22 protein-coding genes and 1 tRNA gene are annotated in these 26,232 nt (G+C 57.4%); 14 read left to right on the plus strand and 9 right to left on the minus strand.

Translation table 11 applies throughout. The features are described from left to right. Positions 1-17: 17 nt before the first annotated feature. Positions 18-989, minus strand: coding sequence for an L-histidine N(alpha)-methyltransferase (egtD, locus tag ACWJKU_RS06670; RefSeq protein ID WP_454146988.1), 972 nt, complete (start codon positions 987-989; stop codon positions 18-20). Further along, positions 986-2,284: an ergothioneine biosynthesis protein EgtB gene (gene egtB, locus ACWJKU_RS06675; protein ID WP_454146990.1), complete on the minus strand. Its 1,299-nt coding sequence runs from the start codon at positions 2,282-2,284 to the stop codon at positions 986-988. The genes egtD and egtB overlap by 4 nt, the downstream gene beginning before the upstream one ends. Positions 2,285-2,392: 108 nt before the next feature. On the opposite strand from egtB, the gene ACWJKU_RS06680 reads away from it, so the two are divergent. Then, complete coding sequence (locus ACWJKU_RS06680; RefSeq protein WP_454146992.1) at positions 2,393-2,677, plus strand: DUF427 domain-containing protein; 285 nt, start codon at positions 2,393-2,395, stop codon at positions 2,675-2,677. A 245-nt stretch (positions 2,678-2,922) separates the two neighbouring features. Here the strand turns inward: ACWJKU_RS06680 and ACWJKU_RS06685 are convergent, their stop codons facing one another. From ACWJKU_RS06685 to ACWJKU_RS06705, 5 genes are all read right to left on the minus strand, one after another. Beyond that, a complete protein-coding gene (locus tag ACWJKU_RS06685) occupies positions 2,923-4,068 on the minus strand; it encodes a hypothetical protein (RefSeq protein ID WP_454146994.1) in 1,146 nt (381 codons plus the stop codon). Continuing rightward, positions 4,058-4,327 carry a phosphopantetheine-binding protein gene (locus tag ACWJKU_RS06690; RefSeq protein WP_454146996.1) on the minus strand — a complete coding sequence of 90 codons (270 nt, stop codon included), beginning with the start codon at positions 4,325-4,327 and terminating at the stop codon, positions 4,058-4,060. Before ACWJKU_RS06690 ends, ACWJKU_RS06685 begins: the two co-directional genes overlap by 11 nt. 134 nt (positions 4,328-4,461) lie before the next feature. Then, complete coding sequence (locus ACWJKU_RS06695; protein WP_454146998.1) at positions 4,462-6,066, minus strand: amino acid adenylation domain-containing protein; 1,605 nt, start codon at positions 6,064-6,066, stop codon at positions 4,462-4,464. Positions 6,067-6,071: 5 nt separating this feature from the next. Continuing rightward, the gene (locus tag ACWJKU_RS06700) at positions 6,072-7,130 is read right to left on the minus strand and encodes an LLM class flavin-dependent oxidoreductase (RefSeq protein WP_454147000.1); all 1,059 of its coding nucleotides are present in this window, start codon (positions 7,128-7,130) and stop codon (positions 6,072-6,074) included. Positions 7,131-7,404: 274 nt separating this feature from the next. Next, positions 7,405-8,607: a cytochrome P450 gene (locus ACWJKU_RS06705; protein ID WP_454147002.1), complete on the minus strand. Its 1,203-nt coding sequence runs from the start codon at positions 8,605-8,607 to the stop codon at positions 7,405-7,407. A 289-nt stretch (positions 8,608-8,896) separates the two neighbouring features. Here ACWJKU_RS06705 and ftsH point away from each other — a divergent pair, with 289 nt between their 5' ends. The 9 genes from ftsH (at position 8,897) to ACWJKU_RS06750 (ending at position 19,659) form a co-directional block, all read left to right on the plus strand. Next, entirely contained in the window at positions 8,897-10,810 is a 1,914-nt protein-coding gene (gene ftsH, locus ACWJKU_RS06710) for an ATP-dependent zinc metalloprotease FtsH (RefSeq protein ID WP_454147004.1), read from the plus strand. A 317-nt stretch (positions 10,811-11,127) separates the two neighbouring features. Then, a complete protein-coding gene (gene glmM, locus ACWJKU_RS06715; RefSeq protein ID WP_454147006.1) occupies positions 11,128-12,468 on the plus strand; it encodes a phosphoglucosamine mutase in 1,341 nt (446 codons plus the stop codon). A gap of 68 nt (positions 12,469-12,536) precedes the next feature. Beyond that, entirely contained in the window at positions 12,537-12,920 is a 384-nt protein-coding gene (gloA, locus tag ACWJKU_RS06720; RefSeq protein WP_454147008.1) for a lactoylglutathione lyase, read from the plus strand. Between the two features lie 132 nt (positions 12,921-13,052). Continuing rightward, on the plus strand, positions 13,053-13,298 hold the full coding sequence (gene hfq, locus ACWJKU_RS06725) for an RNA chaperone Hfq (protein WP_077730579.1): 246 nt from the start codon (positions 13,053-13,055) through the stop codon (positions 13,296-13,298). A gap of 62 nt (positions 13,299-13,360) precedes the next feature. Next, a complete protein-coding gene (gene hflX / locus ACWJKU_RS06730) occupies positions 13,361-14,635 on the plus strand; it encodes a ribosome rescue GTPase HflX (RefSeq protein ID WP_454147010.1) in 1,275 nt (424 codons plus the stop codon). A gap of 263 nt (positions 14,636-14,898) precedes the next feature. Next, the gene (gene hflK, locus ACWJKU_RS06735) at positions 14,899-16,074 is read left to right on the plus strand and encodes an FtsH protease activity modulator HflK (protein ID WP_454147012.1); all 1,176 of its coding nucleotides are present in this window, start codon (positions 14,899-14,901) and stop codon (positions 16,072-16,074) included. Between the two features lie 2 nt (positions 16,075-16,076). Beyond that, positions 16,077-16,934 (plus strand): protease modulator HflC, encoded by an 858-nt coding sequence (gene hflC, locus ACWJKU_RS06740; protein ID WP_454148062.1) that lies wholly within the window; start codon positions 16,077-16,079, stop codon positions 16,932-16,934. Between the two features lie 195 nt (positions 16,935-17,129). Continuing rightward, positions 17,130-18,323, plus strand: coding sequence for an ATP phosphoribosyltransferase regulatory subunit (locus ACWJKU_RS06745; RefSeq protein ID WP_454147014.1), 1,194 nt, complete (start codon positions 17,130-17,132; stop codon positions 18,321-18,323). A gap of 43 nt (positions 18,324-18,366) precedes the next feature. After that, positions 18,367-19,659: an adenylosuccinate synthase gene (locus ACWJKU_RS06750; protein ID WP_454147016.1), complete on the plus strand. Its 1,293-nt coding sequence runs from the start codon at positions 18,367-18,369 to the stop codon at positions 19,657-19,659. Between the two features lie 15 nt (positions 19,660-19,674). Here the strand turns inward: ACWJKU_RS06750 and ACWJKU_RS06755 are convergent. Then, positions 19,675-19,759, minus strand: a tRNA-Leu gene (locus ACWJKU_RS06755). 161 nt (positions 19,760-19,920) lie between these two features. On the opposite strand from ACWJKU_RS06755, the gene rnr reads away from it, so the two are divergent. Both rnr and rlmB read left to right on the plus strand, forming a co-directional pair. After that, positions 19,921-22,161, plus strand: coding sequence for a ribonuclease R (gene rnr / locus ACWJKU_RS06760; protein ID WP_454147018.1), 2,241 nt, complete (start codon positions 19,921-19,923; stop codon positions 22,159-22,161). Continuing rightward, positions 22,158-22,913, plus strand: coding sequence for a 23S rRNA (guanosine(2251)-2'-O)-methyltransferase RlmB (gene rlmB / locus ACWJKU_RS06765; RefSeq protein WP_454147020.1), 756 nt, complete (start codon positions 22,158-22,160; stop codon positions 22,911-22,913). Before rnr ends, rlmB begins: the two co-directional genes overlap by 4 nt. Here the strand turns inward: rlmB and ACWJKU_RS06770 are convergent. Continuing rightward, a complete protein-coding gene (locus ACWJKU_RS06770) occupies positions 22,910-23,110 on the minus strand; it encodes a hypothetical protein (RefSeq protein ID WP_454147022.1) in 201 nt (66 codons plus the stop codon). The genes rlmB and ACWJKU_RS06770 overlap by 4 nt on opposite strands. 296 nt (positions 23,111-23,406) lie before the next feature. On the opposite strand from ACWJKU_RS06770, the gene mtnA reads away from it, so the two are divergent. Continuing rightward, positions 23,407-24,465, plus strand: coding sequence for an S-methyl-5-thioribose-1-phosphate isomerase (gene mtnA, locus ACWJKU_RS06775; protein ID WP_454147024.1), 1,059 nt, complete (start codon positions 23,407-23,409; stop codon positions 24,463-24,465). A 388-nt stretch (positions 24,466-24,853) separates the two neighbouring features. Then, a complete protein-coding gene (gene serS, locus ACWJKU_RS06780; protein ID WP_454147026.1) occupies positions 24,854-26,128 on the plus strand; it encodes a serine--tRNA ligase in 1,275 nt (424 codons plus the stop codon). The last annotated feature ends 104 nt before the right edge of the window (positions 26,129-26,232 follow it).

Raw genomic sequence — 26,232 nt, forward strand, 5'->3', positions numbered from 1 at the left:
GAACGGTCGGTGTCGCTTTACGACGATAAGTCGAAATAATGCACGCTGAACAGATTGCCGTCGTCTCGCCAGCAGCCTTGGGCCCTGAATCCCGCCGTCCGGGCCAGCCTTTGAAACTCTTCGACCGTGTACTTGTAGGAATTTTCCGTGTGTACCGATTCGCCGTCGGCGAATCGCACGGTTTCTCCGGCCAGACGGATCTTTTGCGCGCCACGGCTGATCAGGTGCATCTCGATCCGGCTTTCTCCGGCGTTGTAGAAGGCATAATGATAGAACCTGGCCGGATCGAAATCGGCATCCAGCTCGGCGTTGATGCGGCGCAGCAGGTTCAGGTTGAACGCCCGGGTCAAGCCCCGCGCGTCGTTGTAGGCCCGGTGCAGCAGCGCCGGATCTTTCTTCAGATCGACGCCGATCAGCAAGCCGCCGTCCGGTTCGACGAGCCCTGCGACCCGGCGGAGAAAAACCAGGGTTTCCCCGCGCTCGAAATTGCCGATGGTCGATCCGGGAAAGAACACGACTTTTTTCGATTCAGCGGCCAATTCCGGAAGTGTGAACGGTTCCATGCCGCCGCTGTAGTCCGCGCACACCGCATGCACGCGCAGCCAGGGATAGGCGGCCGCGAGCGCCTGAACGGAAAGTTTTAGATGATCCCTGGAAATATCCATCGGCAGGTAAACGGCGGGACGCAAGGCTTCCAGCAAGAGCCGCACTTTTTGGCTGTTGCCGCTGCCCGGTTCGATGAGGATGCAGTCTCGGCCGACGGTTTCGGCGATCTCGGCGGCGGAATCCCGGAGGATGCCGATTTCGGTGCGGGTCGGGTAATACTCGGGCGTTTTGCAAATGGCTTCGAACAGCTCGCTGCCGCGCTTGTCGTAGAACAGCTTCGGCGGAAGCCGTTTTTGCGGGCTGAAGAGGCCGTGCAATACCTCGTCGAGGATATCGGCCGGTGCCGGCTGCCGGTCGATGAACCGGATACGGCGAGCGTTCACGGCGCATCCTCGGCCAGGCGGATGCCGGTAAATTGCCAGCGGTCCGACGGATAGAAAAAATTCCGGTAGGTAGTCCGGATGTGCGATCGCGGCGTCGCGCAGGAACCACCCCGGAGCACCATCTGATTGCACATGAACTTGCCGTTGTATTCGCCCAGCGAGCCGGCCAGGGGTTTGAATCCGGGGTAAGGCGCATAGGGGCTTTGGGTCCATTCCCAGGCGTCTCCGAACATCTGTGCGATATCGGATTCTCCCGTTTCGGAAATCGTCACGGGATGATAGCGGCCCGATTCGCGAAAGTTTCCCCGTACCGCGCAACGGGACGCGGCGCATTCCCATTCCGCTTCGGTCGGCAGGCGCTTGCCCCGAAACCGCGCATAGGCGTCCGCTTCGTAAAAGCTGACGTGGCAAACGGGCTCGTTCCAGTCGATGGGGCACATTCCCGACAAGGTCATCAGCCGCCATTCGCCGTCGACGATTTCCCAATAGAGCGGCGCCTGCCAGCCGCGCCGCCCGACTGCCGCCCAGCCGTCGGAAAGCCACAATTCCGCTCGCCGATAGCCGCCGGCCTCGATGAATTCCAGATATTCGCCGTTGGTGACGAGGCGCGACGCGAGGCGGTAATCGCGCAGATGGATCTTGTGGCGCGGCGTTTCGTTGTCGTAGGCGAAGCCGGCGCCGGCATGGCCGATCTCTTCGAGGCCGCCGGAATAGCCTATCCATTTTAGTAGTGGCGCTTCCGGAGCCTCGGGATGATTCGGCGGACGGTAGGCCGGACGGAGAGGATTGACGGCGAAGTTGTATTTGATATCGGTGAGCAGGAGTTCCTGATGCTGTTGCTCGTGATTCAGGCCGAGCGCCAGGCGCGAGGCGATCTCGTCCCGGTCCCGAACCGGCGGGTCGGCCAGCAATTCGGCCACGGCCTCGTCCACATGGGTGCGATACCGATAAATGTCCGCCACCGTCGGTCGCGCCAGGAGGCCCCGCTGCGGCCTTGGGAAAAAAGTCCCGGCGGTTTCGTAATACGAGTTGAACAGATGGCCGTAGCGTTCGTGGAAGACCCGATAGCGTTTCAGGTACGGGACGAGCAGAAAATTCTCGAAGAACCAACTGGTGTGGGCCAGATGCCATTTCGGCGGGCTGACGTCGGGCATCGCCTGAACGACGTAATCTTCGACGGCCAGCGGTTCGCACAGAGCTTCGCTGTCCCCGCGCACGACCCGGTAGTCTTTAAGCCATGCGTCGGCGGCATCGTCTCGATGAGCGAGACGAGAGGGACGGTCGGTTTGAATCATGGTATCGCCTCCCTTGAGCGCAGGCTCGATTCTAAAACGGCAAACCTTTCCTGGCCAACCGTAGTCTTACTACGGCGAGGCGCAAATTTCGGCTTATGGGAGGCGGTTATGGCCAGAGCGATTTGGAACGGCGCGGTGCTGGCGGAAAGCGATCGCTGCGAGATCGTCGAAGACAACCGCTATTTTCCGCCGGAATCGATTCGCCGGGAGTATTTCGAAGAAAGCGCCACCCGTACCGAATGTCCCTGGAAAGGAACGGCCAGTTACTACGATGTGGTGGTGAACGGACAGCGCAACGCAGATGCCGCGTGGCATTACCCCGATCCGAAACCTGCCGCGGAAGCCATCAAGGGCTATGTGGCATTTTGGCGGGGCGTGAAGGTGGAGCCTTGATAAGGCGTGATCCCGGAAACGATTATTAAATGGCGTCGTTCGCGCGCAACCGGGTGATGCGCGAATGTGCCGGTTTCCCGCTTCTTAAAGCATTTTTTCGTTTTCGCATAGCGGATGACATATCCGAACACTCGACTGAGGTGCCGCTAGTCGCCGCGCCCGCAGGGCCATTCCGGTTCCGACCGGCGATGCTCGGGAACGCTACACTCGATCGAATAATGCTCTAACCGGCCGTCGGACGAACCTCAGAGCCGTTCGAGAAACCCCGTCCACCATTCGCCGTCCGCCCGCGTCAAAAAGGCTTGGCCGGCGTGAATGGCGGACGCGACCTCGCTCCGCCGCGAATGGATCAGCGCCAGCGTGGACGCCCGATAATAGCTTCGGCAGCGGTTGCGATGCAGCGCATCGGCAAGCCCGGCCTCTATCCGGCCGCGCACGGCGAGCGCGCCGCGGCGGTCGGCATCGGCCAACAGGCAGCCGAGAATCCGGTCTTCCCCGCGCTCGGCGGCGGCGATCTGCATCACCTCGGCGATGCGGCGGGGCGAAAGGTAATACAAATACCAACCCAGTATTTGGCCGCTCGAATCGCGGACCTGCCGCCCCACCAGCGAACCTCGCGAAGTGACGCGCGTCATCTCGTTCAGCAGCCAGGTCAAATAGGATGGGTCGTAATCGGGCCGAAGCCTCCAGCGGGCGGCTATTCGGGGCCAAGCCGCCGCCATCGTTTCGGGGGCGGCGGCTTCCTCGACCAGTTCGCGGCTCGCCGGCGCGGGGCGCAACGCGCCTTTTTTCATCAGGCTGCGCGCCGCACCGTCGAACGCTGCCGATAACGGCCGGCAGACCACGATGACGGGTCCGAGAGCCGGGCGTTTTTGAGCGATGTAGTCGCCGGCATAGCCTACGGGACGCAGCAGCCGTCTCCAGCCAAGGCACTGCAAATGCGCGACTTGCCCGCCTAACCGTTCCCACAGGTAGCGCGCCTCGTCGTTTGCGCCGTCGGTTATCGACAGGTCCTGCGGGCCGTCGAGAAAATGCCGAAGCAGAAAGACGCCGGCGCCTTTGGCCCGAATCTCCGGCAAGGTGGCGAACGGTCCGCTGCACGCCATGCGGATCCGTTTGCCGTCTAAAACCATGCGCCGCACCCACACTCTCAGGAAACCGGCGATGCGGCCCCGGGCATCCTCGTAGACCAGCGACGGAATGTCGGGGTCGTAGCCGCGCGGGTCGAGACACAGGCGGCGCACGTAATCGGCCAGTCCGCCCGGCGCTACCGGGCGGCCCGAGCGGAACACCTGCTCGAGAACCGCCGCCACGGCTGCAACATCGCCCGGCATGAGCGGGCGAATGGCTTGGCGCCGCGGTGTTAGCGGACGGACCGGTTCACGCGACATCGGAGAGATTCCGCCGGCGTTCGATGTAGACCGCGATTTGACTCACCGTACGGAAATTCTCCAGATTCAGATCCAGATCGTCGATCGATACCGAGACTCCGAACTCCCGCTCCAACTGCACGATCAGATTGACGAGCAGCAGGGAATCCAGCAATCCGCCGTCCATCAGATCGGAATCCGGGGCGGGGATGTCGATATTCAGGCAATCGGAAAAAAGGCGAGTAACCGATTGGGTCAGTGAGTGGGCATCTTGATGCATGTTTCCCTCTGGTCCTTATGGGCCGATGAATCGAATGGCAGGCGATCCGTGCCGACGGGCTGCGCGCCGTCTTCCCGCACGAAAAGGCTTGGCTATCGGCCGCCTTCGGAAGCGGGCCGGCCGGTCGCTTGCCGTCAAGTTTTCACAGCCGTGTCATGCTGAAAGAGACTACGCAAACTCGGCCGGTCGATCTTACCGTTGGCGTTCTTGGGGAGTTGTTCAAACGCCCGCCAGTGCGCGGGCAGCGCATACCCCGGCAGCAATCGGGACGCCTGCTGGCGCAAGGATGCCGGCGACACCGGGTAGCCGGGCCGCGGCACATAGGCGCAGCAGATGGCATTACCCTCGAATCCGTCCGTGGGCACGGCCACCACCGCGGACTCTTCGAGGCACTCGAGCGAATGGAACGCCGCCTCGATTTCGCCCAGTTCGATGCGGTAGCCACGACTCTTGATCTGGGTATCGGCGCGCCCGACGAAGTAGAGTAGGCCGTCTTCGCCGCGCCTGGCCAAATCGCCGGTCTTGTAGAGCCGGTCGTCGGCGGCGGCCGCGCGGGGATGCGGCAGAAAGGCCGCGGCGGTCTTGTCCGGATCGCGCCAGTAGCCGGGACTCAGCCCCGCTCCGCCGATGTACAAATCGCCGGTCTCGCCGGGCGCCAGTTCGTTCAACTCCGAATCCAGCACCAGCAATGCCTCGCCGGCGCAGGCCGTGCCGATCGGAATGGCCGTCCGTTCATCCCGGGGGCATTCGGGCACGGTGTAATAGCTGCTCGCGATGGTCGCCTCGGTCGGGCCGTAGAGATTGGTGAACCGGACGTGCGGCAGCCGTCGCATGAAATGGATGAGCGTGGGGACGGGCAACACCTCCCCGCACCACAACATCCGCTTGAGCGCGGGAAAGTCGTTGGGCGCGACTGCGCCGTGCTTGGCCATGAAATTCATGGCCGAGGGGACCGAAAACCACTGGGTCAATTCGGACGAGCGGATGAAATCGGCCAGTTTGTGCGGCAGCAGGTTGAGCGCCGGCGGAACCATGTGCAGCTCGGCTCCCGCCGAGAGCGTGCCGTAGATGTCGAACGTGGAGAGATCGAAATGCAAGGGAGTATGGCCCGACATCCGGTCGCCCGGCGCGATTCCGAAGTAGTCCTTTGCCCACTCCACGAAGGCGATCACGCTGCCGTGCGTGATGACGACGCCCTTGGGGGTGCCCGTCGAACCGGAGGTGAATAGAATGTGGGCGATATCGCGCCCGGTGTTTTCGTAGTCCGGCGGTACCGAAGGATAGGTATGCAGTTCCGTGAAATCGAGCCGGCTGGCGAACCGGTTTCCCGCCAGCGGATACGGTTCGACCGAGCCGACCGCAAGATCGGGAATGTCCGTCTGTTCAAGGGTGTCGTCCAAAAGCTTCACCGCGTCGGCCGAAATCAAAACGCCCCACGGCTCGGAGATTCGGACCATGCGCGCCAGCCGCGCGGCCGGGCTGGCCAGATCGATCGGCACGTAGACCGCATCCGCCTTGAGTATCCCCAGCATGGCGACGATCGCCGTGGGCGACTTGGGCACCAGAAGGCAAACCCGGTCGCCGCGGCGGCAGCCGGCTTCGCGCAAGCGCCAGGCGAGCTTCGAGCTGGCCCACTCCAGTTCGCCGTAAGTCAGCGAGGCGTTTCCCAATACGACGGCGACGGCGTCGGGACGCAATTCGGCCTGTCGGAACAGGTAGTGCTGCAACAGTTCGGGCATGATCGTCAGCTCCCCAGGGCTTCACGAAAAACGATGGCCGTGTGTTCCAATTCTTCCTCGTCGGGCGGGATATCGAGAATGAAGGTGCGATAGCCGAGCCTGACGTAGCCGGCAATTTCCCGGGCCACTCGTTGGTAGCTGCCCACCAGATAAGGGCAAAACGTCTGATAGTTATGGAACGGGCCCAGCCAATAAGGATCGTCGCCGCCGTTCGATTCCTCCGTTCGTTCGGAGAGCTGCTTGTGCCAGTGGGAGTCCGACACCTTCATGGCCAGTTGATGGGTCAGTTGGCCTTCGCGGCTTTCGGGGAACCGCTGCAAAGCGATTCGCCACGCCTCTTCGCCCGAGGAGCGAGCCACGATACCTACCCGGATGCCGCAGGAAACCCGGACATCGTCTCCGACTCCCCGCTCTTGATCGGGCGGCTGCGGGTATTTGATCGCCGTCGCGCCGATCGCATGGGCCGCCGCCATGCCCGCCTCGGACGATCCCGATATCAGAATGCCCGGCCACAGCGAGCGCGGCAGCGGCGGAGACATCTTGAGGTTCTGGATGCGGTAATACTTGCCGTCGAAGCTGACGCCCGTCGGGCTTTCGAGCAATTGCCGGATGATCGTCGTGTATTCGATCGTTCGCGCATAGCGCTCGTCATGAGGCGTCGAATCGCCCAGGGCCAGCAGATCGTTGCGGAATCCGCCGGCCAACATGTTCAAATAAATGCGCCGCCCGTACAGCAATCCCAGCGTCGCGACCTGCTTGGCGGCGGTATAGGGGTGCATATAGATCGGCTGGACGGCTACCAGCGGACATAACGCGGCGGTGTGCTCCAGGATCACCTGGCTTACCAGCCACGGGTCCGTCAGAGAGTTGTCGGTGTAGACCAGAATGCCCCGGCACCCGATGCCCTCACTCCAGCGAGCGACCTCCGCGACACGCTGCCGATAGGTTTTCGGATCGCCGGTATCGGATTGAGGACAGGTCGAGAAGACGTCGATCGCGCCGAGGCCGATGCGGCATTCGCTCGGGGCGCCGGCAGATGCGCTATTGGATTGGGATTGCGACATAAACCTTCCTTGGATTGTCTTTAACGGCCGAAAAACCGGCCTCGCATAGGCCGAGAAGCTATTATTCTTGATTGGCCGGGCTGTCAAACCGGACTCAGGGTTCCTGCCGTGGGTGTGGGCTGGGCATTCCGTTCAAACGCCTGAGCGGTGAGGACATATAAGCTTCTGATGGTCCGATTCGCCCATTCGGGTGCTTACTTATTTCTTTCGGGACAGTTTCAGCCAAAATGAACGGTTTTAAACGCCGTCTCCAGTCCGCTTGCAACCGTTTTCTTTACCAATGGGCCATCAAGCGGTCCAGGCCGCGGATGGTGATGGTTGGCTTCCAGGACGGGCGATCCACGCTTTCCAGTTGCAATTCCGGCATTCTGCGGAACAGGACGGCGAGCGCCGTTTCGAGTTCGATGCGCGCGAGTCGGGCGCCCAGGCAATAATGAACGCCTCCCCCGAATGGCAGCGGCTTTCGAGGCGGTTCGGGACGCTCGATCAGAAACCGCTCCGGCTCGTCGAAGACATCCGGATCGCGGTTGGCGGAGCCGAGATTGATATAGACGGTCTCGCCCCGCTTGATCGTCGCCGCGCCGATGGCGACATCCTGCATGGCTACGCGAGCGGCGATATGAACCGAGGTCTCGTAACGGAGGCATTCGTTCACGGCTTGGGGCAGCAATGCAGGGTTTGTCCGAAGCAAATCCAGTTGGCCGGGATTCCGGTGCAGGGTGATGAGCGCGTTGCCGAGCATGTTGGCCGTGGTTTCGTGCCCTGCCAGAAACAGCAGCGTCACGTTGGCGATGATTTCATCCTCATTCAGCCGGTCTTCCCCTTCCTTCGCTTGGAGAAGCAAGGAAACCAGGTCGGAGCCGGGATTCTCGCGGCGTTCGCGACACACTGTCCGGAAATAGCTGTCGAATGCGCGCGCGGCCCGGTTGGCGGCATCGATCTCGGCCGGGCCGATCGGGCTCAGTTCGAATACCTTGACCAGTGCTTGCGTGTCTTCGAGGAACCGAAGGCTATCTTCGAGCCGGATATCGAGGAGCGCGCAGATGATCCGGACCGGGAGCGGGTAAGCCAAAGACTTTACCAAGTCGGCGCGATGCCGATCGATCAACTCGTCCACCAGCCGATCGGCTTCCCGCCGAGCCAGGCGGCGCAGTTCGGGAGCCTGCTTCACGCCGAAAGCTTTGCTGACGAGCGCGCGCAACCGCGTATGCTCCGGAGGATTCATCAGCAGCATGAAGCGGTTCACCATTTGAAAGGCTGGTTCCTTTGCTGCGTCCGTTCCATAACGGCGAGCGACGCCGGCCAGAAAATCTTTCCCGAAGCGGGGATCCCGGAGAATCCGATTCGCTTCCTCGTAGCGGGTCGCGAGCCAAATGCCCGGCATGAGCGGACAAAGCGGCGCGTCGCTGCGCAGTTTGGCGTAGAGCGGATAAGGGTCTGCAAAGAATGCGGGAGAGGCGAGATCGATGATGAGCACGGCGGATCGAATTTTTAGATATGTTTTGAGGACTATTGAAGATAGCCGATCCGCTCCGATTTTAAAGAGCCGTTTTGCCGACACGATGCCCGGCTGAAAAGTGCAAAATGAACCATCTTGGACGCGCACAGTCGAAAATCGGGAAGAGGGAGGCGGATGTGTAGTCTTGCGCGCTTGGCCACGTCCGATGGGCTGAAGCATTTACACCGGACAATATCCTGATAGTATTTGTAAACTATTTCAAAAAATGGTCGGATTTATCCGACGAGGAAGTTAGACCGTGAATGACATGTTGAAGAACATAATCCTGTGGGTGGTCATCGCCGTCGTTTTGATGTCGGTTTTCAATAATTTCGGCTCCCGAAAGTCGGTTGATTCGACCATGTCGTATTCGCAGTTCATCACGGCTGTGAACGAGGGGCAGGTCAAGCAGGTGAACATCGATGGTCAAATGATCCGAGGCATGCTCGGAACCGGAGAGAAGTTCACCACGTACAGTCCTGGCGACGCCCACTTGGTTGACGACCTGTTGAAGAACCATGTCGAGATCAAGGCTCAGCCGCCGGAATCTCAGTCGTTGCTGATGCAGATCTTCATTTCGTGGTTCCCGATGTTGCTGCTGATCGCCGTGTGGATTTTCTTCATGCGTCAGATGCAAGGCGGTACCGGCGGGCGGGGAGCCATGTCTTTCGGCAAGAGTCGGGCCCGGCTTATCGAAGAAGATCAGGTCAAGGTGACGTTTGCCGATGTGGCTGGCGTCGAGGAAGCCAAGGAAGACGTTCAAGAAATGGTCGACTTCCTCAAGGATCCGAGCAAGTTTCAGAAGCTCGGCGGCAAGATCCCGCGCGGAGCGCTGATGGTCGGACCTCCGGGTACCGGCAAAACCCTGTTGGCCCGCGCGATTGCCGGAGAAGCCAAGGTTCCCTTCTTCTCGATCTCGGGTTCGGATTTCGTCGAAATGTTCGTGGGCGTCGGCGCCTCCCGTGTGCGCGACATGTTCGAGACGGCAAAGAAAAATGCGCCGTGCATCATCTTCATCGATGAGATCGACGCGGTAGGCAGGCATCGCGGCGCCGGCCTCGGAGGCGGCCATGACGAGCGCGAACAGACACTTAACCAGTTGCTCGTCGAAATGGACGGTTTCGAAGGAAACGAAGGCATTATCGTGATCGCGGCAACCAACCGTCCTGACGTTTTGGACCCTGCGCTCTTGCGTCCGGGGCGCTTCGACCGGCAGGTCGTCGTTGGGCTGCCCGACGTTCGCGGCCGCGAGCAAATCCTGAAGGTCCACATGAAGCGGGTGCCGATCGCCGACAACGTCGAAGTTCAATATTTGGCGCGGGGGACGCCCGGCTTCTCCGGCGCGGATCTCGCCAACCTTGTCAACGAAGCGGCCTTGTTCGCCGCCCGCAAGAACAAGCGCACTGTCGACATGGAGGATTTCGAGAAAGCCAAGGACAAAATTCTCATGGGCGTGGAGCGCAAGTCCATGGTGATGAGCGATGAAGAGAAGCAGCTCACCGCTTACCACGAGGCAGGCCATGCCATTGTAGGGCGGCTGGTTCCCGAGCACGACCCCGTGTACAAAGTCAGCATCATGCCGCGCGGCCGAGCCCTGGGGATCACCATGTTCTTACCGGAGCGCGACCAGTACAGCGCGAGCAAACAGAAACTGGAGAGCCAGATTTCGAGTTTGTTCGGAGGCCGTATCGCAGAAGAGCTGATTTTCGGCAAGGAAAGGGTGACGACCGGCGCCCAGAACGACATCGAACGGGCCACTAATTTGGCGCGCAACATGGTCACCCGCTGGGGCCTCTCCGAGCGCCTGGGACCCTTGGCGTATAGTGAGGAAGAAGGGGAAGTGTTCTTGGGACGCTCCGTCACCAAGCACAAAATGGTGTCTGAGGAGACGGCGCATTTGATCGATGAGGAAATTCGCTCGGTGATCGATCGCAATTACGAGCGTTCTGAACGTATGTTGCGAGAGAACATGGAAAAGTTGCATTTGATGGCGGAGGCCTTGATCAAATACGAGACGATCGATCGATTCCAGATCGACGATATCATGGAAGGCAAGGTTCCGCGTCCGCCGCAAAGCTGGGGCGAGGCGCCTCCGAGTGGCGGTGCTGCGGGCTTGGGTCCTAAAGAACCTTCCAAGGTGAAAGGAACCGGCGGTATCGGTAAAGCGGCAGAACAGCACTAATTCCGTTTTCCCGACTCGTTACAGACCCCCGAGCATCGCTTTAGGTGCGGGGGTTTGTTTTTTTTGAGATCGCCTACACTAACCAGGCATGGATTTTATGTACAGTCATCGGCCATCGACGGCCGGAGTTTTGATGGGAACAGTGAGGACTGGGGGTCTCGAGTAATTGTAGGGGTTGTCGGCGGCAGGGCTGATTGCGTAATCTCGATGATTCTTGAAAGCAGAAGATATTAATGTGTCCGAACCGCTTCGGCGAATCGGCCATCGCTTACGGCAGAGCGTCGACATGACGAGATTTTTTGATTAAAGGGCCAGGAATGAAAAAAGCATACTTTGGTACGGATGGGATCCGCGGCAAAGTAGGGGAGTATCCCATTACGCCGGACTTTATGCTGAAGTTGGGTTGGGCGGCAGGCCGCGTATTTTCGCTGGATCGCCACCCATCCCATGTTCTGATCGGAAAAGACACCAGAATTTCCGGTTACATGTTTGAATCAGCCCTGGAAGCAGGGCTTGCGGCGGCGGGAGTTAACACCCAGTTGCTAGGCCCGATGCCGACCCCGGCCATCGCTTACCTTACCCGAACGTTTCGGGCTCAGGCAGGAATAGTCATCAGCGCCTCGCACAATCCGCACTACGACAACGGGATCAAGTTCTTCGGTCCCGATGGAATGAAACTTCCGGACGAAATCGAACTCCAGATCGAAGAGCAAATGGATAAGCCGATGACGACGGTGGAGTCGTCGAACATTGGCAAAGCCGTTCGCATCACTGATGCCGTGGGGCGTTACATTGAATTTTGCAAAAGCACCATTCCTTCCCGCATCGAATTTACCGGGCTCAAAATCGTTGTCGATTGCGCCCACGGCTCGACCTACCATATCGCGCCTCATGTGTTCGAAGAAGTGGGTGCGACCGTGGTGGCGATCGGCGTTCAGCCCAACGGCTTGAACATAAATGACGGTGCCGGAGCGACCAAACCCGAACTGCTCAGTCGGACGGTATTGGAGGAGCGGGCGGATTTCGGAATTGCCCTGGACGGAGACGGTGACCGACTCATCATGGTCGATCAGGAAGGAGAGATCGTCGACGGCGACGAACTTGTTTACATCATCGCTAAATCGCGACTGGAAAGCAGCGGGTTAAAAGGCCCGGTCATCGGGACTTTGATGAGCAATCTGGGATTGGAGCATGCGCTGGACGCCTTGGGGTTGGAGTTTAAGCGGGCTGCGGTAGGCGATCGTTACGTGATGGAGATGATGCTTCAGCATGATAGCGTACTTGGAGGTGAAAGCTCGGGACACATCATCTGCCGCGACAGGATCACGACCGGCGACGGTATCGTTTCTGCGTTGCAGGTCATGGCGGCAATGCACGATACGGGAAAATCGCTCAGCGAGTTGAAGAGCGGCATGACTAAGTACCCGCAGTGCCTGGTCAATGTAAAGGTGCGGGAGAAGGTCAATTTGGACGACCTTGGATCGGTCCAAAAGTTGAAGAACGAAATTCAGCGCGAACTCGGCAGTAAAGGACGCATCCTCCTCAGATCATCGGGAACCGAGCCCCTGATAAGGGTCATGGTGGAAGGCCAGGACTCTCATGTCGTGCGCGTCATGGCCGACCGTTTGGCGCACGCCGTCTCGTCAGCGCTGAACTAGCGGTAGTCTCGTCGTAGGACGTTCGCGATGATTTTGATTTTGGCGGAATGAGCAGAGGTTGGCAGTAGATGCGTATCTTGCACACGATGATCAGGGTTGGAGAGTTGGACCGGTCTATCCGTTTTTATACGGAAGTCCTCGGAATGAAGTTATTGAGAAAGCAAGATTTTCCTGAAGGTAAATTTACTCTCGCCTTTGTCGGTTTCGGTGACGAACAGCACAATTCGGTGATTGAGTTGACATATAATTGGGGTGTTGCGCGTTACGACCTGGGGGACGCCTTTGGACATGTTGCGATCGAGGTCGATGACGTCTACCAGGCTGTCGAACGCATAAAACAGGCGGGCGGCGAAGTCTTGCGCGAAGCAGGCCCCATGAAGCACGGCAGTACGGTTATTGCCTTCATCGCGGATCCGGATGGTTACAAAATCGAATTGATCGGGAAGGAATAGGTGACTATTTGAGTCGATTTTTAGGGTTTATCACTGGTAAGCCAATGCCGGGATATTCCGCCTGGCTAAAAAATTAGAGATTTGTTTTAATAAGGACTGAGCGTCGGTCTTATAACAATAAGGAGAAAGAGGATGTCAAAAGGGCAAAATTTACAAGATCCATTCCTAAATGCACTTAGAAAAGAACACGTTCCTGTTTCAATTTATCTGGTAAACGGCATCAAGCTGCAAGGTAAAGTCGATTCTTTCGATCAGTACGTGATCATACTCAAGAATACGGTAAGCCAGATGGTTTACAAACATGCTATTTCTACGATCGTTCCAGCGCGCCAGGTGCGTCTGCCGCATGCGGCTGAAGGTCTGGAAGACGAGGGTTAGTCGAGAATTTCGTTCGAACGATAAGATGGTCATATCGAGGCTGGTCGGGGAGAACAGTTTAATTGTTTGAAAGGCCGAAGTCCGGCGAACGCGCCGTGCTTGTTCACTTGGCTGCTCAGGACGAGACCGAAGCTCTTGTAGAACTTCAGGAACTTGCCTTATCCGCAGGCGCCGAGCCTGTGGCTGTAGTGATAGGCAAAAGACAAGCTCCTGATCCGCGTTATTACATCGGAAAAGGGAAGCTCGACGAATTGGCCCGGATCGTCCGGGAGAATGAGGTGGAGCTGGTTCTTTTCAATCATCCATTAACCCCGAGTCAAGAGCGTAATCTGGAAAAAGAGATCTCGGTCAGGGTTATAGATCGTACCGGTTTAATCCTTGATATTTTTGCCCAGCGGGCGCAATCCTTCGAAGGTAAGCTCCAGGTCGAGTTGGCTCAATTGCGGCACCTATCCACTCGTTTGGTGCGTGGCTGGACTCATTTGGAACGTCAAAAAGGCGGCATCGGTCTGCGCGGGCCGGGCGAGACTCAGCTCGAGACGGATAAGCGTCTTATCGCCAATCGTATCCGGCAGATTCAAAAACGTTTGGAAAAAGTCGAACAACAGCGTAGCCAGGGGAGAACCGCCAGGCGGCGGGCCGAATTGCCCGTCGTCGGCTTGGTGGGGTATACGAACGCTGGTAAATCGACTCTCTTCAATGCGTTAACGGGGGCTGGCGTTTATGCTGCGAATCAACTGTTCGCCACCCTTGATCCCACCTTGCGGCGTCTGCAGTTGGCGCCGAATTCGACAGTGATTCTCGCCGACACGGTTGGATTTATCCGGCACCTGCCACATGAATTGGTGGCTGCATTCCGCTCTACTTTGAAGGAAGCCGCCGAGGCGGATTTGTTGCTTCACGTCATCGACGCAAGCGATGAGCGAGCCGATGAAACCGTGTGCGAAGTTAATCGGGTCCTGGGCGAGATCGGGGCTGATCGGGTGCGCCAAATTCAGGTCTTCAACAAAATTGATCGGATTGCCGACACCGAGCCTCACATCGAGAAGGATGAAAGCGGCGACGTTGGAAAAGTCTGGCTGTCCGCAAAGACGGGCGCAGGTTTGCCGCTGCTCCAGCAGGCATTGGAAGCGCTTTTTCGAGGCGAAGTCATCCACCGCAGAGTTCATTTGGCTCCGGCCAATGCCGGGCTGAGGGCGAGGCTGTATGGTACGGCGCGGATTTTGAGAGAGGAATCCGACGATACCGGAGGCTGGGATATGGAAATCGAGCTTCACAAGAAGGATGCGAGATTATTGCATGAACTCGACGAGATCGAGGCTTCGATAAGCGCCTGAAAAATGCTTGTAACTATGTTGTCAGTGCATCGGCGCGCTTCGGGCGTGAACCGGCGCGAGACGGTTTGCAGGCAAAAGCGTCCGGGTTGTATTCGATCCGTCGGGTGACGCGGAACTGCGAGAAACATTCCTCTGCCTCTTCTCGAATGTTCGCTTTTTGTATATCCAGTCGTTTTCCTAGATAATTTCGATAATTGGGCCGTAACAGCGGCCTCTTCGTTGCGCAAGAAGATCACCAAGATCTGAACTATAGGAGCCATATAATGTCCTGGAACGAACCGGGCGGTAACAAAAAAGATCCGTGGAGCGGGCGTGATCAGCAGGAGACTCCTCCGGATTTGGAGGAGATCATGCGCGGATTACACGAAAAAATGGGCAAATTTTTCGGTGGTGGCGGAAATGCGCCGATGAGGACAGCCGGTTTATTTATCGTGATTGCTTTGGTCATATGGGGACTGACCGGCATTTATCTGGTGGACGAAGGGAGCCGGGGCGTCGTGACGCGCTTCGGCAAATATGTCGATACCACGCTGCCCGGACTGCATTGGCATATGCCGGCGCCGATAGAACGGGTCCAGGTGGTTAATATGGAGCAACAGCGTTTTCTCGAGGTGGGCTATCGCTCGGGCGGCCGCCAGCAGTCTCTCGGCTCGGTGCCCAGGGAAGCGCTCATGCTTACCCAGGACGAAAATATCATCGATATCCGATTGGCTGTTCAGTATCAGATCAAGGATGCCAAAGACTATCTCTTTAATGTTGCCGATCCGGACGAGACCTTGAAGCAGGTTATCGAAAGCGCGGAGCGTGCCGTAATCGGGAAGAGCACGATGGATTTCGTTTTGATAGAAGGACGAGGCAGAGTTGCGGATGACATCAAAAGTGAAATCCAGCAAACATTGGATCAATATCGAACCGGAATCAGGGTGAGCAACGTGAGCTTGGTGGATGCCCAGGCTCCGGAAGAGGTTCAGGCGGCGTTCATGGACGCGATCAAGGCCAGGGAGGATGAGCAGCGCCTGAAAAATGAAGCGGAAGCTTATGCGAATGAAGTCGTGCCCAAAGCGAGGGGTGCCGCAGCACGCGTCTTGGAAGAATCGGAAGCATACAAGCAGCGCGTGATCGCCAGAGCGGAAGGTGATGCGAGTCGATTCAAGCAGTTGCTGTCGCAGTACGACAAAGCCCCGGAGGTTACTCGGGAGCGCCTCTATCTCGATACTATGGAAGAAGTCCTAGGGCGCACCAGTACATTATTGGTTGACGTCAAGAGCAGCAATAACGTGCTGTATCTGCCCATCGATAAACTTCAAAAGTCTGCTGCGTCTTTAGTCCCGCCCAAAGAAGCCGAAGGCGCCATGATTACCTCTCCCGAGTCATCGGACGGCGGGACCACCAGGAATATCCGATCTACGACCCGAGGTCGTGAAGGAAGGGGGCAATAATGATTAACAAGAATACCCTAATTCTCGCGATTGTTATTATCTTGCTGATATTGGGGGCTACTTCCGTATTCGTGGTATCGGAGACGGAAAAAGCCGTGTTGCTGGAATTCAAGAGAATTGTTCGAACCGACTTCAAACCTGGATTACATTTCAAGCTTCCATATCAGGAAGTGAAGAAATACGACGCTCGAATTCTCACGTTAGAATCCAAGCCGGAACGTTTTCTGACGTCTGAAAAGAAAAACGTGATCGTTACTTGGTTCGTAAAATGGCGAATAGAAGACACCACGAAATTTTATAAGTCGGTCGCTGGCGACAAAGCGGCGGCGAACATTCGTCTCGATCAGATAACGAAGGACGCGTTGCGGAACGAATTCAGCAAGCGGACGATCCGCGAAGTGGTTTCCTTGGAGCGGAGCCAAATTCGCGATCTATTGATCAAGACGGTTAACCCTGTAGTGGATGATTTGGGAGTCGAGGTCGTCGATATTCGTGTGAAGGGAATCGATTTGCCGGAAGAGGTCAGTTCATCGGTATACCGGCGAATGGAAGCCGAGCGAGCCCGGGTCGCGAGAGATTTTCGCTCTCGTGGTGCGGAGGCAGCCGAGCGTATCCGTGCGGAAGCGGACCGTCAGCGCGAAATCATACTGGCCGACGCCTATCGGGATTCGGAAATCAAGCGCGGTGAGGGTGACGCCACGGCATCGGAAATTTATGCTCAAGCGTACGGCAAAAATCCGGAATTCTTCGATTTCTATCGAAGCTTGTATGCTTATAGGCAGGTATTCAAGGATGAGAACGACATGATCGTCTTGGAGCCTGATTCGAAATTCTTCCAGTACTTCAAAAAGCCAAAATAACGAGGTCGTGGCTTTCCGCGTATTTTCGCCCGCCGCTGGACCCGTGAAGGGGATTCAGGGCGGGCGGGGCGCCGTCATTGGCAAATATCCTCGCGCGGCACCGTTCGGGTGCCGGAATAAATCTCGCGATAACACAGTCATCGCATAATCCATTCAGGCCCGTTTTCATTTGCTGAACTTACCGTATTCGATTCGATGCTAACCGAAGATAATTGGCTGTTGCCCGAAGGTATTGACGAGGTCTTTCCGGAAGAAGCCGAACGTTTGGAGCGGCTGCGCCGGAAGATAATCGATTTGTTCGCCGGTTGGGGCTATAGACTGGTCATGCCGCCTCTGATCGAATTCATAGAGTCGCTGTTGATCGGTTCCGGCAACGATCTCGATTTGCAGACCTTCAAGATCATCGATCAGATTAGCGGCCGATTGATGGGCATACGCGCCGACATGACGCCCCAGGTTGCGAGGATTGATGCGCGTAATCTCGGCAGCGAGGCGCCGACGCGGTTATGCTACATGGGGACCGTGCTGCATACGCAATCGGATCACCTCGAAAAATCCCGGAGTCCGCTGCAAGTCGGGGCTGAATTGTACGGGCACTCGGGCAATGCCAGCGATTTGGAAATTATTTGCCTCATGTTGGAGATGCTCGCCATGGCGGGTATCGAAAACGTTCATCTGGATCTGGGGCATGTAGGCATCTATCGGGAATTGGCGCACCAGGCCGGTTTGAGCGCGCGGGAAGAGGCTGAATTATTTGAAATTCTCCAGCGCAAGGATCATCCGAGCCTGGTCGATCTGTTGCGCACGCTGACGGTCGCCGATTCTTCCGCGGAGATGTTGAAGGCGCTTATCGATCTAAATGGTCATGAGGGAATCATAGAGGATGCCAGGAGGCGCTTGGCGCCAGCCGGAGAGCCGGTGCATCGGGCGCTGGAGGATTTGGAATCCATTTCGAGACGCTTGAAAGGCTTGTTCCCGGCTTTGCGGATCAATTTCGATCTTGCCGAGTTGCGTGGATATCATTACAAATCTGGGATCGTATTTGCCGCGTTTGTGCCGGGCTATGGCAGGGAAATTGCGCGAGGCGGGCGTTACGATGAAATCGGTAAGGGATTCGGTCGCGCCCGTCCGGCTACCGGCTTCAGCGCCGACTTGAAGGTCTTGGCGCGATTGGCGATTGGCGGCGATGCCGTTTCGGATGGCATGCGCATCTTTGCGCCGGCCATAGAAGACGCCGATCTGCACGAAAAAGTGCGCCATTTGCGCGGGGCCGGTCAAACGGTCATTCAAGAATTATCAGGACAAACCGGTGGTGCCCGAGAAATGGGATGTACACACCACCTTAGGAAGCAGGGACTAACTTGGGAAGTCTTTCCCATTATCAATTGAGCCAAAGTTACCGCTAAATAGACACATTAAGCTGGAATCAAGAATGGGTAAAAACGTCATAGTCATCGGCACCCAATGGGGAGATGAAGGTAAAGGTAAACTTGTCGATTTGCTGACCGAGCGTGCAGATGCTGTCGTACGTTTTCAGGGCGGCCATAACGCAGGACATACTCTGGTCATTGATGGCCAAAAGACGGTATTGCACCTAATACCTTCCGGAGTTTTGCGGGAATCGGTTAAATGTCTGATAGGCAATGGCGTGGTGTTATCGCCCCATGCTTTGTTGGAGGAAATTTCTTTATTGGAAAAGGCAGGCGTCCCGGTTAGGGATCGGCTCACGATCAGCGAAGCATGCGCCTTGATATTGCCCATTCACGTGGCATTGGACGTGGCGCGCGAAAAATCTCGCGGCGACAAGGCTATTGGCACGACCGGAAGGGGTATTGGCCCGGCTTACGAAGACAAGGTATCGCGACGAGGGCTGCGTGCCGGCGACCTTCTGTATCCGGCCGCATTTGCCGAGAAGTTGCGTGAACTCCTGGATTATCACAATTTCGTGCTCGGCGGGTATTACCATCAGCCGCAACTCGATTATCGGCAGGTGCTGGATGAAACGATGGCATTGGGCGAGCAGATTAAGCCCATGCTGGGCGATGTGGCGGGTATTCTGCACGATGACTGCGGCGCGGGTAAGAATGTTCTCTTCGAAGGGGCGCAAGGCGCGATGCTGGATATCGATCACGGCACTTACCCCTATGTGACATCGTCTAATACTACGGCCGGCGGCGCGGCATCCGGCAGCGGAGTGGGATTGCTGGATTTCGATTACGTGCTGGGCATTACGAAAGCCTATTCGACCCGGGTAGGAAACGGACCTTTCCCGACGGAGCTTTTGAATGATATCGGCAAGCATCTATCCGAGAAGGGCGCGGAATTTGGCGCAACTACCGGGCGAGCGCGGCGGTGCGGATGGTTTGATGCCGTTTTGATGAAGCGTTCGGCGAAGCTTAATAGTCTAAGCGGATTATGCCTGACGAAATTGGATGTTTTGGATGGACTGGAACGGATCGGCATTTGCACGGCTTACCGATATAAAGGCGAGGAGGTTCGTACCGTGCCCATCGGAGCCGACAGTTATGCTCAGTGCGAGCCCGTCATTGAGGAACTTCCGGGATGGCAAGAATCGACCGCCGGGATTACCTCGTACGAGGCTCTTCCAGCAAATGCCAGGGCTTATATCGAAAGGATCGCAGAGCTGGTCGATGTGCCGGTAGATATTCTTTCGACCGGTCCCGATCGCGGCGAGACGATTGTTCTGAGAAATCCCTTTGATTAAGGGATATGGAAAGAATGGTGCCGAGGAGAGGACTTGAACCTCCACGGGTCTCCCCACATGAACCTGAATCATGCGTGTCTACCAATTTCACCACCTCGGCAGCGGCGAGTAACGTTGAGTAACTCAACTGAGACGCGAATTTTGTTACTTGTCGGCCGAATTGTCAATACCGAATGCTTCAAAACCCAATGACGGTCTCCCGAAAGTATCGGCCAAAGGGCGTCCGAAGCACATTAATCAAAGAGATAGGAAAAATTGTCCATGACCAAGTCCGCCCCTACGACGGCCAGAGAGTTTAGGTTTGAGGATCCGTTCGCGGAGCGGGAGGCGGGAAAGTACGAGCGCCCCATTCCCAGCCGGGAATTGATCCTTCAGGTGATGAAAGAACAAGGCATTCCTCTGAAGGTCGAGGATGTTGCCGGGGTATTGGGCGTACAAGAGGACGAGGACATCGAGTCGCTACGCCGCCGCCTCAATGCCATGGAGCGGGATGGCCAGATACTGAGAAACCGCCGCAATTACTATTGCATCGTAAATCATAAGGATCTCATCGCCGGCCGGGTCATCGGGCATCCCGACGGATTCGGTTTTCTTCGGCCGGACGAGGGCGGTGACGATCTGTTTCTCTCACCTAAGGAAATGCGTGCGCTCATGCACGATGACCGGGTGGTGGTTTGCGTTCGCGGAGTCGATCGCCGCGGGCGGCGAGAGGCCGGCGTCGTGGATGTGTTGGAACGGAATACGCACAATATCGTAGGCCGGTTGTACCTAGAGCAAGGCATCTCATTCGTCGTCCCCGATAACAAGCATATCGCTCACGACGTGCTTATTCCGGAGGAGCATCGAAATGCGGCCCTTCCGGGACAGATCGTGGTCGCGGAGATCATCGAGCAGCCCACCCGCCAGCGCGATCCCATCGGCCGTATCAAGGAGGTTCTGGGCGATCATATGGCCCCCGGCATGGAAATCGAAGTGGCGATTCGCAGCTTCGATCTGCCGTCCGAATGGCCGGAAGCCGTGTTGAACGAGATTACGGGACTGGGTGCGACGGTTCCGGAAGAGGCCAAGGCCGATCGGGTCGATTTGCGCCGTCTGCCGCTGGTAACCATCGACGGAGAGGATGCCCGCGATTTCGACGATGCCGTGTACTGCGAAAGAACCCCGAAAGGGTGGAAATTGTATGTCGCGATCGCCGATGTTTCCCATTACGTCCGACCGGGAACCGCTCTCGACGACGAAGCCAAAACCCGGGGCAACTCGGTATATTTTCCCGACCGAGTCATTCCCATGTTGCCGGAAGTGCTCTCAAACGGTTTGTGCTCGCTCAATCCCGAGCAGGACCGGCTGTGCATGGTTTGCGAAATCTATATCAACACCGACGGCGCCATCGTCCGCTCGCGGTTCTATTCGGGGCTGATGTACTCTCATGCGCGGCTCACTTACACCGAAGTCGCGCGTATGGTTGTCGATGGCGATAAGGTCCTGAGGAAGAAGTATCGCGCGCTGGTGCCTCACCTGGAGGAGTTGCATGCGCTTTACAAAGTGTTGCGGAGAGCGAGAGAGGAGCGGGGCGCGATGGACTTCGATACGCAGGAATCCTACATCGTGTTCGGAGAGGGCAAGAAAATCGCGCAAATCGTGCCGCGCGAGCGTAACGACGCGCACCGCCTGATCGAGGAATGCATGATCACCGCGAATATCGCCGCAGCGCGCTACCTTGCCCGTCAAAAACTCCCTCATGTGGTTCGAATTCACGAGGGGCCCACCGCCGAACGATTGGCCGATCTGCGCGCCTTTCTCGGAAGGGTCGGTTTAGGGCTTGGCGGCGGCGACAATCCGGGGCCGAAGGATTATTTCGAGGTTCTGGACAGCATCGTCGGCAGACCCGACGAACACCTGATTCAGACGGTGCTGTTACGCTCGCTGGCTCAAGCCGTGTACGGCCCGGAAAAAAAGGGTCATTTCGGGCTGGCGCTGGATGCCTATACCCATTTTACGTCGCCCATCCGACGCTACCCGGATTTGCTGGTGCATCGGGCTATTCGCCACTCGCTCGAAAAGAAAAAGAAGGAAGAATTCTATTATTCCCATAACGATATGGTGCTGATGGGCGAGCATTGCTCGTACACCGAGCGGCGCGCCGATGAGGCGACTCGCGATGTGCTCGCCTGGCTGAAATGCGAGTATATGCTCGACAAATTGGGCGAAGAGTTCGGAGGCGTCATTTCCGCCGTGACGCCGTTCGGTTTCTTTGTGGAGTTGAAAGATATTTTCGTCGAAGGATTGGTACACGTTTCGACTCTGGATAAAGATTATTTCCACTATGACCCGATCGGGTATCGGCTGGAAGGCCAGCGTAGCGGCGTGACTTATAGACTCGGCGACAGCGTCCGTGTGATCGTGGCCCGAGTGGACTTGGACGAGCGCAAGATCGATCTCGAATTGGTGAAACGCTCCGAGCCGTCGGCACGCCGGTCGCGGAAGAGAAGACGCAAATCATGAAAAACAGGCGCCGTATCGCAGGTCTCCATGCAGCGGAAGCCGTTCTGGAGAACGCTCCGGACAAAATCATCAGCGTCTGGATCGATAATCGGCGGGAAGACAACCGTATCGCGGCGATCGAGCGGAAATTGGCTTCCCTTGGAATTTCGATTCAACCGGCCGGAAGAAATCAACTCGATTCCCTGGTCGAAACCCGAAACCACCAGGGAATCGTTATCGAGCTGAAATTGCCCGCCGAACGCGGGGAGCCGGAACTCCAGGACGCCTTGGCGAATCTTTCGCAGCAGCCTTTTTTTCTCGTTCTGGACCACGTACAAGATCCGCATAACCTTGGAGCCTGTCTGCGGACTGCGGATGCCGCCGGAGTACAGGGGGTCATTATCACGAAAGACCAGTCGGTGGGGTTGACGCCGACGGTTGCCAAAGTCGCTTCAGGCGCCGCCGAGACCGTGCCGGTATACCGCGTAACCAACTTGAATCGAGTTTTGGGTTGGCTGAAGGAGGCGGGGTTGTGGATCGTGGGGGCTGCGGGCGAGGCCGAGCGATCTCTGTACGAGATCGATCTGGCCATTCCATTGGCTCTGGTGATCGGGGCCGAAGGGAGAGGTCTGCGTCGCTTGACGCGGGAATCCTGCGACTTTTTGGTCAAAATCCCGATGTTCGGCCAAATCGAAAGCCTCAACCTATCGGTTGCTACGGGCGTATTACTGTTCGAGGCCGTGCGGCAGCGCGTACGGACGAGCCGGATTTAATGATTTGAATCCTGCCGGCCAACCTGGATGGTCAGGCTGGGAGCCGAAGGTTTGAATCCGTGCCTGGTCATGTCGACATTGATGTAAATCAATGGTCCCAGCGCCAGTATCGCCAAGCCCAGAAGTTTTGCGCCTCTTTTCGCGGCATAGCGCGGTTCGAGGTGCATCCAGCACCAGAGATAGATTTCGAGTACCATGATCGGACCTTTTAGGCGTTAGTCTTGACAAAAATAGTCTGATGTGAATATGACCATCTTGCAACGGAGAATAGCCTTCCGATAATGCGGCAAAAACGCGCACTCTGTCGACTCGGAAGACGCTGCACGGGATGAACCGCTTCAGGCTTCGGCGCCAGTCCCGGCGAATAGAGGCGGATTCTTTGTTTGTCGGCCGGACCATTTTAAAATGGAGAGCTGTTTGGCCATATCGGGCTGGCCCGATATGGCCGTAACCCGATCGTCTTGTGACGATCGCACGTTTTCATTTATTTAAGATGCCTTCACCTTCTGCGCCCAATACATTTAACGATACGGTCCGTGCTTTGCAATGGATCGAGCAAGGGCTGCGTTTGCTGGATCAACGCAAACTGCCCGGCATCGTCGAATACGAGACCTTCGATGACGCGCGGGGCGTAGCCGAGGCCATCGCTTCGATGCGCGTGCGCGGCGCTCCGGCCATCGGCATCGCCGCCGCCTACGGCGTAGTCTTGGCGGCGCGTCGGCGGTATCGTGAAAATCCGGCTACTTGGAGAGAAGCGATCGAGGCGGATTTGGCGAAACTTGCCGGATCACGCCCTACCGCGGTCAATCTTTTCTGGGCTCTCGATCGCATGCGATCGGAAATAGAGACGATTCAAGGCGATCCCGAGCCGCCTCTATTGCAAGCCGCGCGATCCATTCATGAGGCAGACATCGCGGCCAATCGGGCCATGGGCGATTTGGGCGCCTCCCTGCTTGTCGGAGCCGGCGGGGTTTTGACCCACTGTAACACGGGATCGCTTGCGACCGGCGGGTACGGTACGGCGCTCGGCGTGGTTCGGAGCGCCTACCGGCAAGGCGTCACGAAAGTTTTCGCGACCGAAACCCGCCCCTGGCTTCAGGGAGCCCGGCTCACCGTTTGGGAGCTGGAGCAGGATGGCATACCCGCGACTTTGATTGCCGATTCCGCCGCCGCCTATTTGATGAAAACGGGCGCGGTCCAGTGGATCGCGGTCGGCGCCGACCGAATCGCTGCGAACGGCGACACCGCGAACAAGATCGGCACTTATGCCTTGGCGGTTGCCGCGCGCCATCATGGCGTGAAATTCATGGTCGTTGCGCCGACCTCGACCATCGATTGGCGGACAGAGACCGGAGAGGGCATCAAGGTCGAAGAACGGGATCAGAACGAGTTGCTGAACGAATATTTCGCCAGGCCGGGCAGCGTCATCAAGGCTTGGAATCCCGTGTTCGATGTGACTCCGGCAGAATTGATCGACTGTATCGTTACGGAGCGGGGCATCGTGCGAAACCCGGACCGGCAGGCCATGAAGGCATTGGCGGGTGCGATATAAGTTCACCGTTTCGGGCGTTCGCGGGCCCCGTTCGAAGTCGATATGGGTTGTATTTCGCGAGGCGATTGTTATTAGCCCATAGCCCGGGCGTATCCGGCGGGCAATCGAGAAAGCGATCGAGCGTTTCGGCCCGGTCCATGTGGTGTGCCGGCCCGCCGCGGACGGCTCCGCAGAGGACTGAAAAGGGCCCGATTCTTTAGGGTACTTCGAAAAACCGTGCACTTCGACTCGCTCGGTGCGAACGGTTCCCATCGGATCGATCGTTTCCGTTCGTGCCGAGCCTGTCGAAGTCTGAACGGGGTAGGTTTTTCGAGGTGCCCTTTATTCTTATTGCGCGCCGCAGATGGTTTTTGATTCCGATTTTGCGAAATCTCACTAAGGATAACCGATGTTAGATCCACGTCTTTTCCGCACTCAATTGGATGAGGTCGAAGCGCAGTTGGCGCGGCGTTCCTTCAAACTGGACACCGAAGCGTTCCGCGACCTGGAAATCAAGCGCAAGGAGATACAAAGCCGAACCCAGGAATTGCAGAACGAGCGCAATACCCGCTCCAAACTGATCGGCCAGGCGAAAGCGAAAGGCGAGGATATCCAGCCTTTGCTTGCCGAGGTGCAGCACTTGGGAGACGATCTCAAACGGATGGAAGGCGAATTGGAAGGCATTCAAGCGAAGTTGGAAGAATTGCTGCTGGGCATACCGAACGTTTTGGATGCGGATGTTCCGGATGGCCGGAGCGATGCGGATAACGTGGAGATCCGTCGCTGGGGCGAGCCGCCGCAGTTCGCGTTCGAGCCCGGCGATCACGTCGATCTGGGAATGCGGCTGGGCGGTCTCGATTTCGAGGCGGCGGTCAAACTCGCGGGCTCGCGTTTCGTCACCCTGAAGGGTCCTTTGGCCCGTTTGCAGCGGGCCCTGACCCAGTTCATGCTCGATGTTCATACGCAAGAGCACGGTTACACCGAGACCTACGTGCCGTTCATGGTGAATGCGGAAAGCTTGCGCGGCACGGGGCAGCTTCCGAAATTCGAGGAAGACCTGTTCAAGCTCGACCGCGAACCGCCGTTCTATCTGATTCCGACAGCGGAAGTGCCGGTGACCAATTTGGTTCGAGACGAAATTCTCGACGCGGAAACGCTTCCCTTGAAGTTCGTTGCCCATACCCCGTGTTTTCGCAGCGAAGCCGGTTCCTACGGCAAGGACGTGCGCGGCATGATTCGTCAGCATCAATTCGAAAAAGTCGAACTGGTGCAGATTGTGCGGCCCGACGATTCGGCGCGCGCCCATGAAGAACTGACCGCCCATGCGGAGGAAATCCTCAAGCGCTTGAAGCTACCGTTCCGAAGGATGGCTCTGTGCGCCGGGGATACGGGCTTTTCGTCGGCTAAAACCTACGATCTCGAGGTTTGGCTGCCGGGGCAAAACGCCTACCGCGAAATTTCGTCGTGCAGCAACTTCAGGGACTTTCAGGCGCGCCGCTTGAAAGCGCGCTGGAGAAATCCGGAAACCGGAAAACCTGAGTTGGTGAATACCGTGAATGGTTCGGGACTTGCCGTCGGCCGCACCCTGATCGCGGTGATGGAAAACTATCAGGACGAAAAAGGGCGGATAAGAATCCCGGAAGCCTTGCTGCCGTATATGGGAGGAATCGAAGTCATCGGCTAGCGACTTTTCCTGATCATGCCCGGTAAATCGCCGGCTACGCATCTTCGCCGACGCGATGATTGGACGGCAGAACCGTTTTTGAGCCCAAAATCTACCGGCGCCCT

It is taken from the genome of Methylocaldum sp. MU1018 (genome assembly GCF_053646775.1).

What these genes read in the sequence shown, in the direction of transcription:
- egtB (WP_454146990.1), bottom strand. Translation starts at nt 2,284, where the DNA reads ATGATTCAAACCGACCGTCCCTCTCGTCTCGCTCATCGAGACGATGCC.
- ACWJKU_RS06680 (WP_454146992.1), top strand. Translation starts at nt 2,393, where the DNA reads ATGGCCAGAGCGATTTGGAACGGCGCGGTGCTGGCGGAAAGCGATCGC.
- ACWJKU_RS06685 (WP_454146994.1), bottom strand. Translation starts at nt 4,068, where the DNA reads ATGTCGCGTGAACCGGTCCGTCCGCTAACACCGCGGCGCCAAGCCATT.
- ACWJKU_RS06690 (WP_454146996.1), bottom strand. Translation starts at nt 4,327, where the DNA reads ATGCATCAAGATGCCCACTCACTGACCCAATCGGTTACTCGCCTTTTT.
- ACWJKU_RS06695 (WP_454146998.1), bottom strand. Translation starts at nt 6,066, where the DNA reads ATGCCCGAACTGTTGCAGCACTACCTGTTCCGACAGGCCGAATTGCGT.
- ACWJKU_RS06700 (WP_454147000.1), bottom strand. Translation starts at nt 7,130, where the DNA reads ATGTCGCAATCCCAATCCAATAGCGCATCTGCCGGCGCCCCGAGCGAA.
- ftsH (WP_454147004.1), top strand. Translation starts at nt 8,897, where the DNA reads ATGTTGAAGAACATAATCCTGTGGGTGGTCATCGCCGTCGTTTTGATG.
- glmM (WP_454147006.1), top strand. Translation starts at nt 11,128, where the DNA reads ATGAAAAAAGCATACTTTGGTACGGATGGGATCCGCGGCAAAGTAGGG.
- gloA (WP_454147008.1), top strand. Translation starts at nt 12,537, where the DNA reads ATGCGTATCTTGCACACGATGATCAGGGTTGGAGAGTTGGACCGGTCT.
- hfq (WP_077730579.1), top strand. Translation starts at nt 13,053, where the DNA reads ATGTCAAAAGGGCAAAATTTACAAGATCCATTCCTAAATGCACTTAGA.
- hflK (WP_454147012.1), top strand. Translation starts at nt 14,899, where the DNA reads ATGTCCTGGAACGAACCGGGCGGTAACAAAAAAGATCCGTGGAGCGGG.
- ACWJKU_RS06745 (WP_454147014.1), top strand. Translation starts at nt 17,130, where the DNA reads ATGCTAACCGAAGATAATTGGCTGTTGCCCGAAGGTATTGACGAGGTC.
- ACWJKU_RS06750 (WP_454147016.1), top strand. Translation starts at nt 18,367, where the DNA reads ATGGGTAAAAACGTCATAGTCATCGGCACCCAATGGGGAGATGAAGGT.
- rnr (WP_454147018.1), top strand. Translation starts at nt 19,921, where the DNA reads ATGACCAAGTCCGCCCCTACGACGGCCAGAGAGTTTAGGTTTGAGGAT.
- rlmB (WP_454147020.1), top strand. Translation starts at nt 22,158, where the DNA reads ATGAAAAACAGGCGCCGTATCGCAGGTCTCCATGCAGCGGAAGCCGTT.
- ACWJKU_RS06770 (WP_454147022.1), bottom strand. Translation starts at nt 23,110, where the DNA reads ATGGTACTCGAAATCTATCTCTGGTGCTGGATGCACCTCGAACCGCGC.
- mtnA (WP_454147024.1), top strand. Translation starts at nt 23,407, where the DNA reads ATGCCTTCACCTTCTGCGCCCAATACATTTAACGATACGGTCCGTGCT.
- serS (WP_454147026.1), top strand. Translation starts at nt 24,854, where the DNA reads ATGTTAGATCCACGTCTTTTCCGCACTCAATTGGATGAGGTCGAAGCG.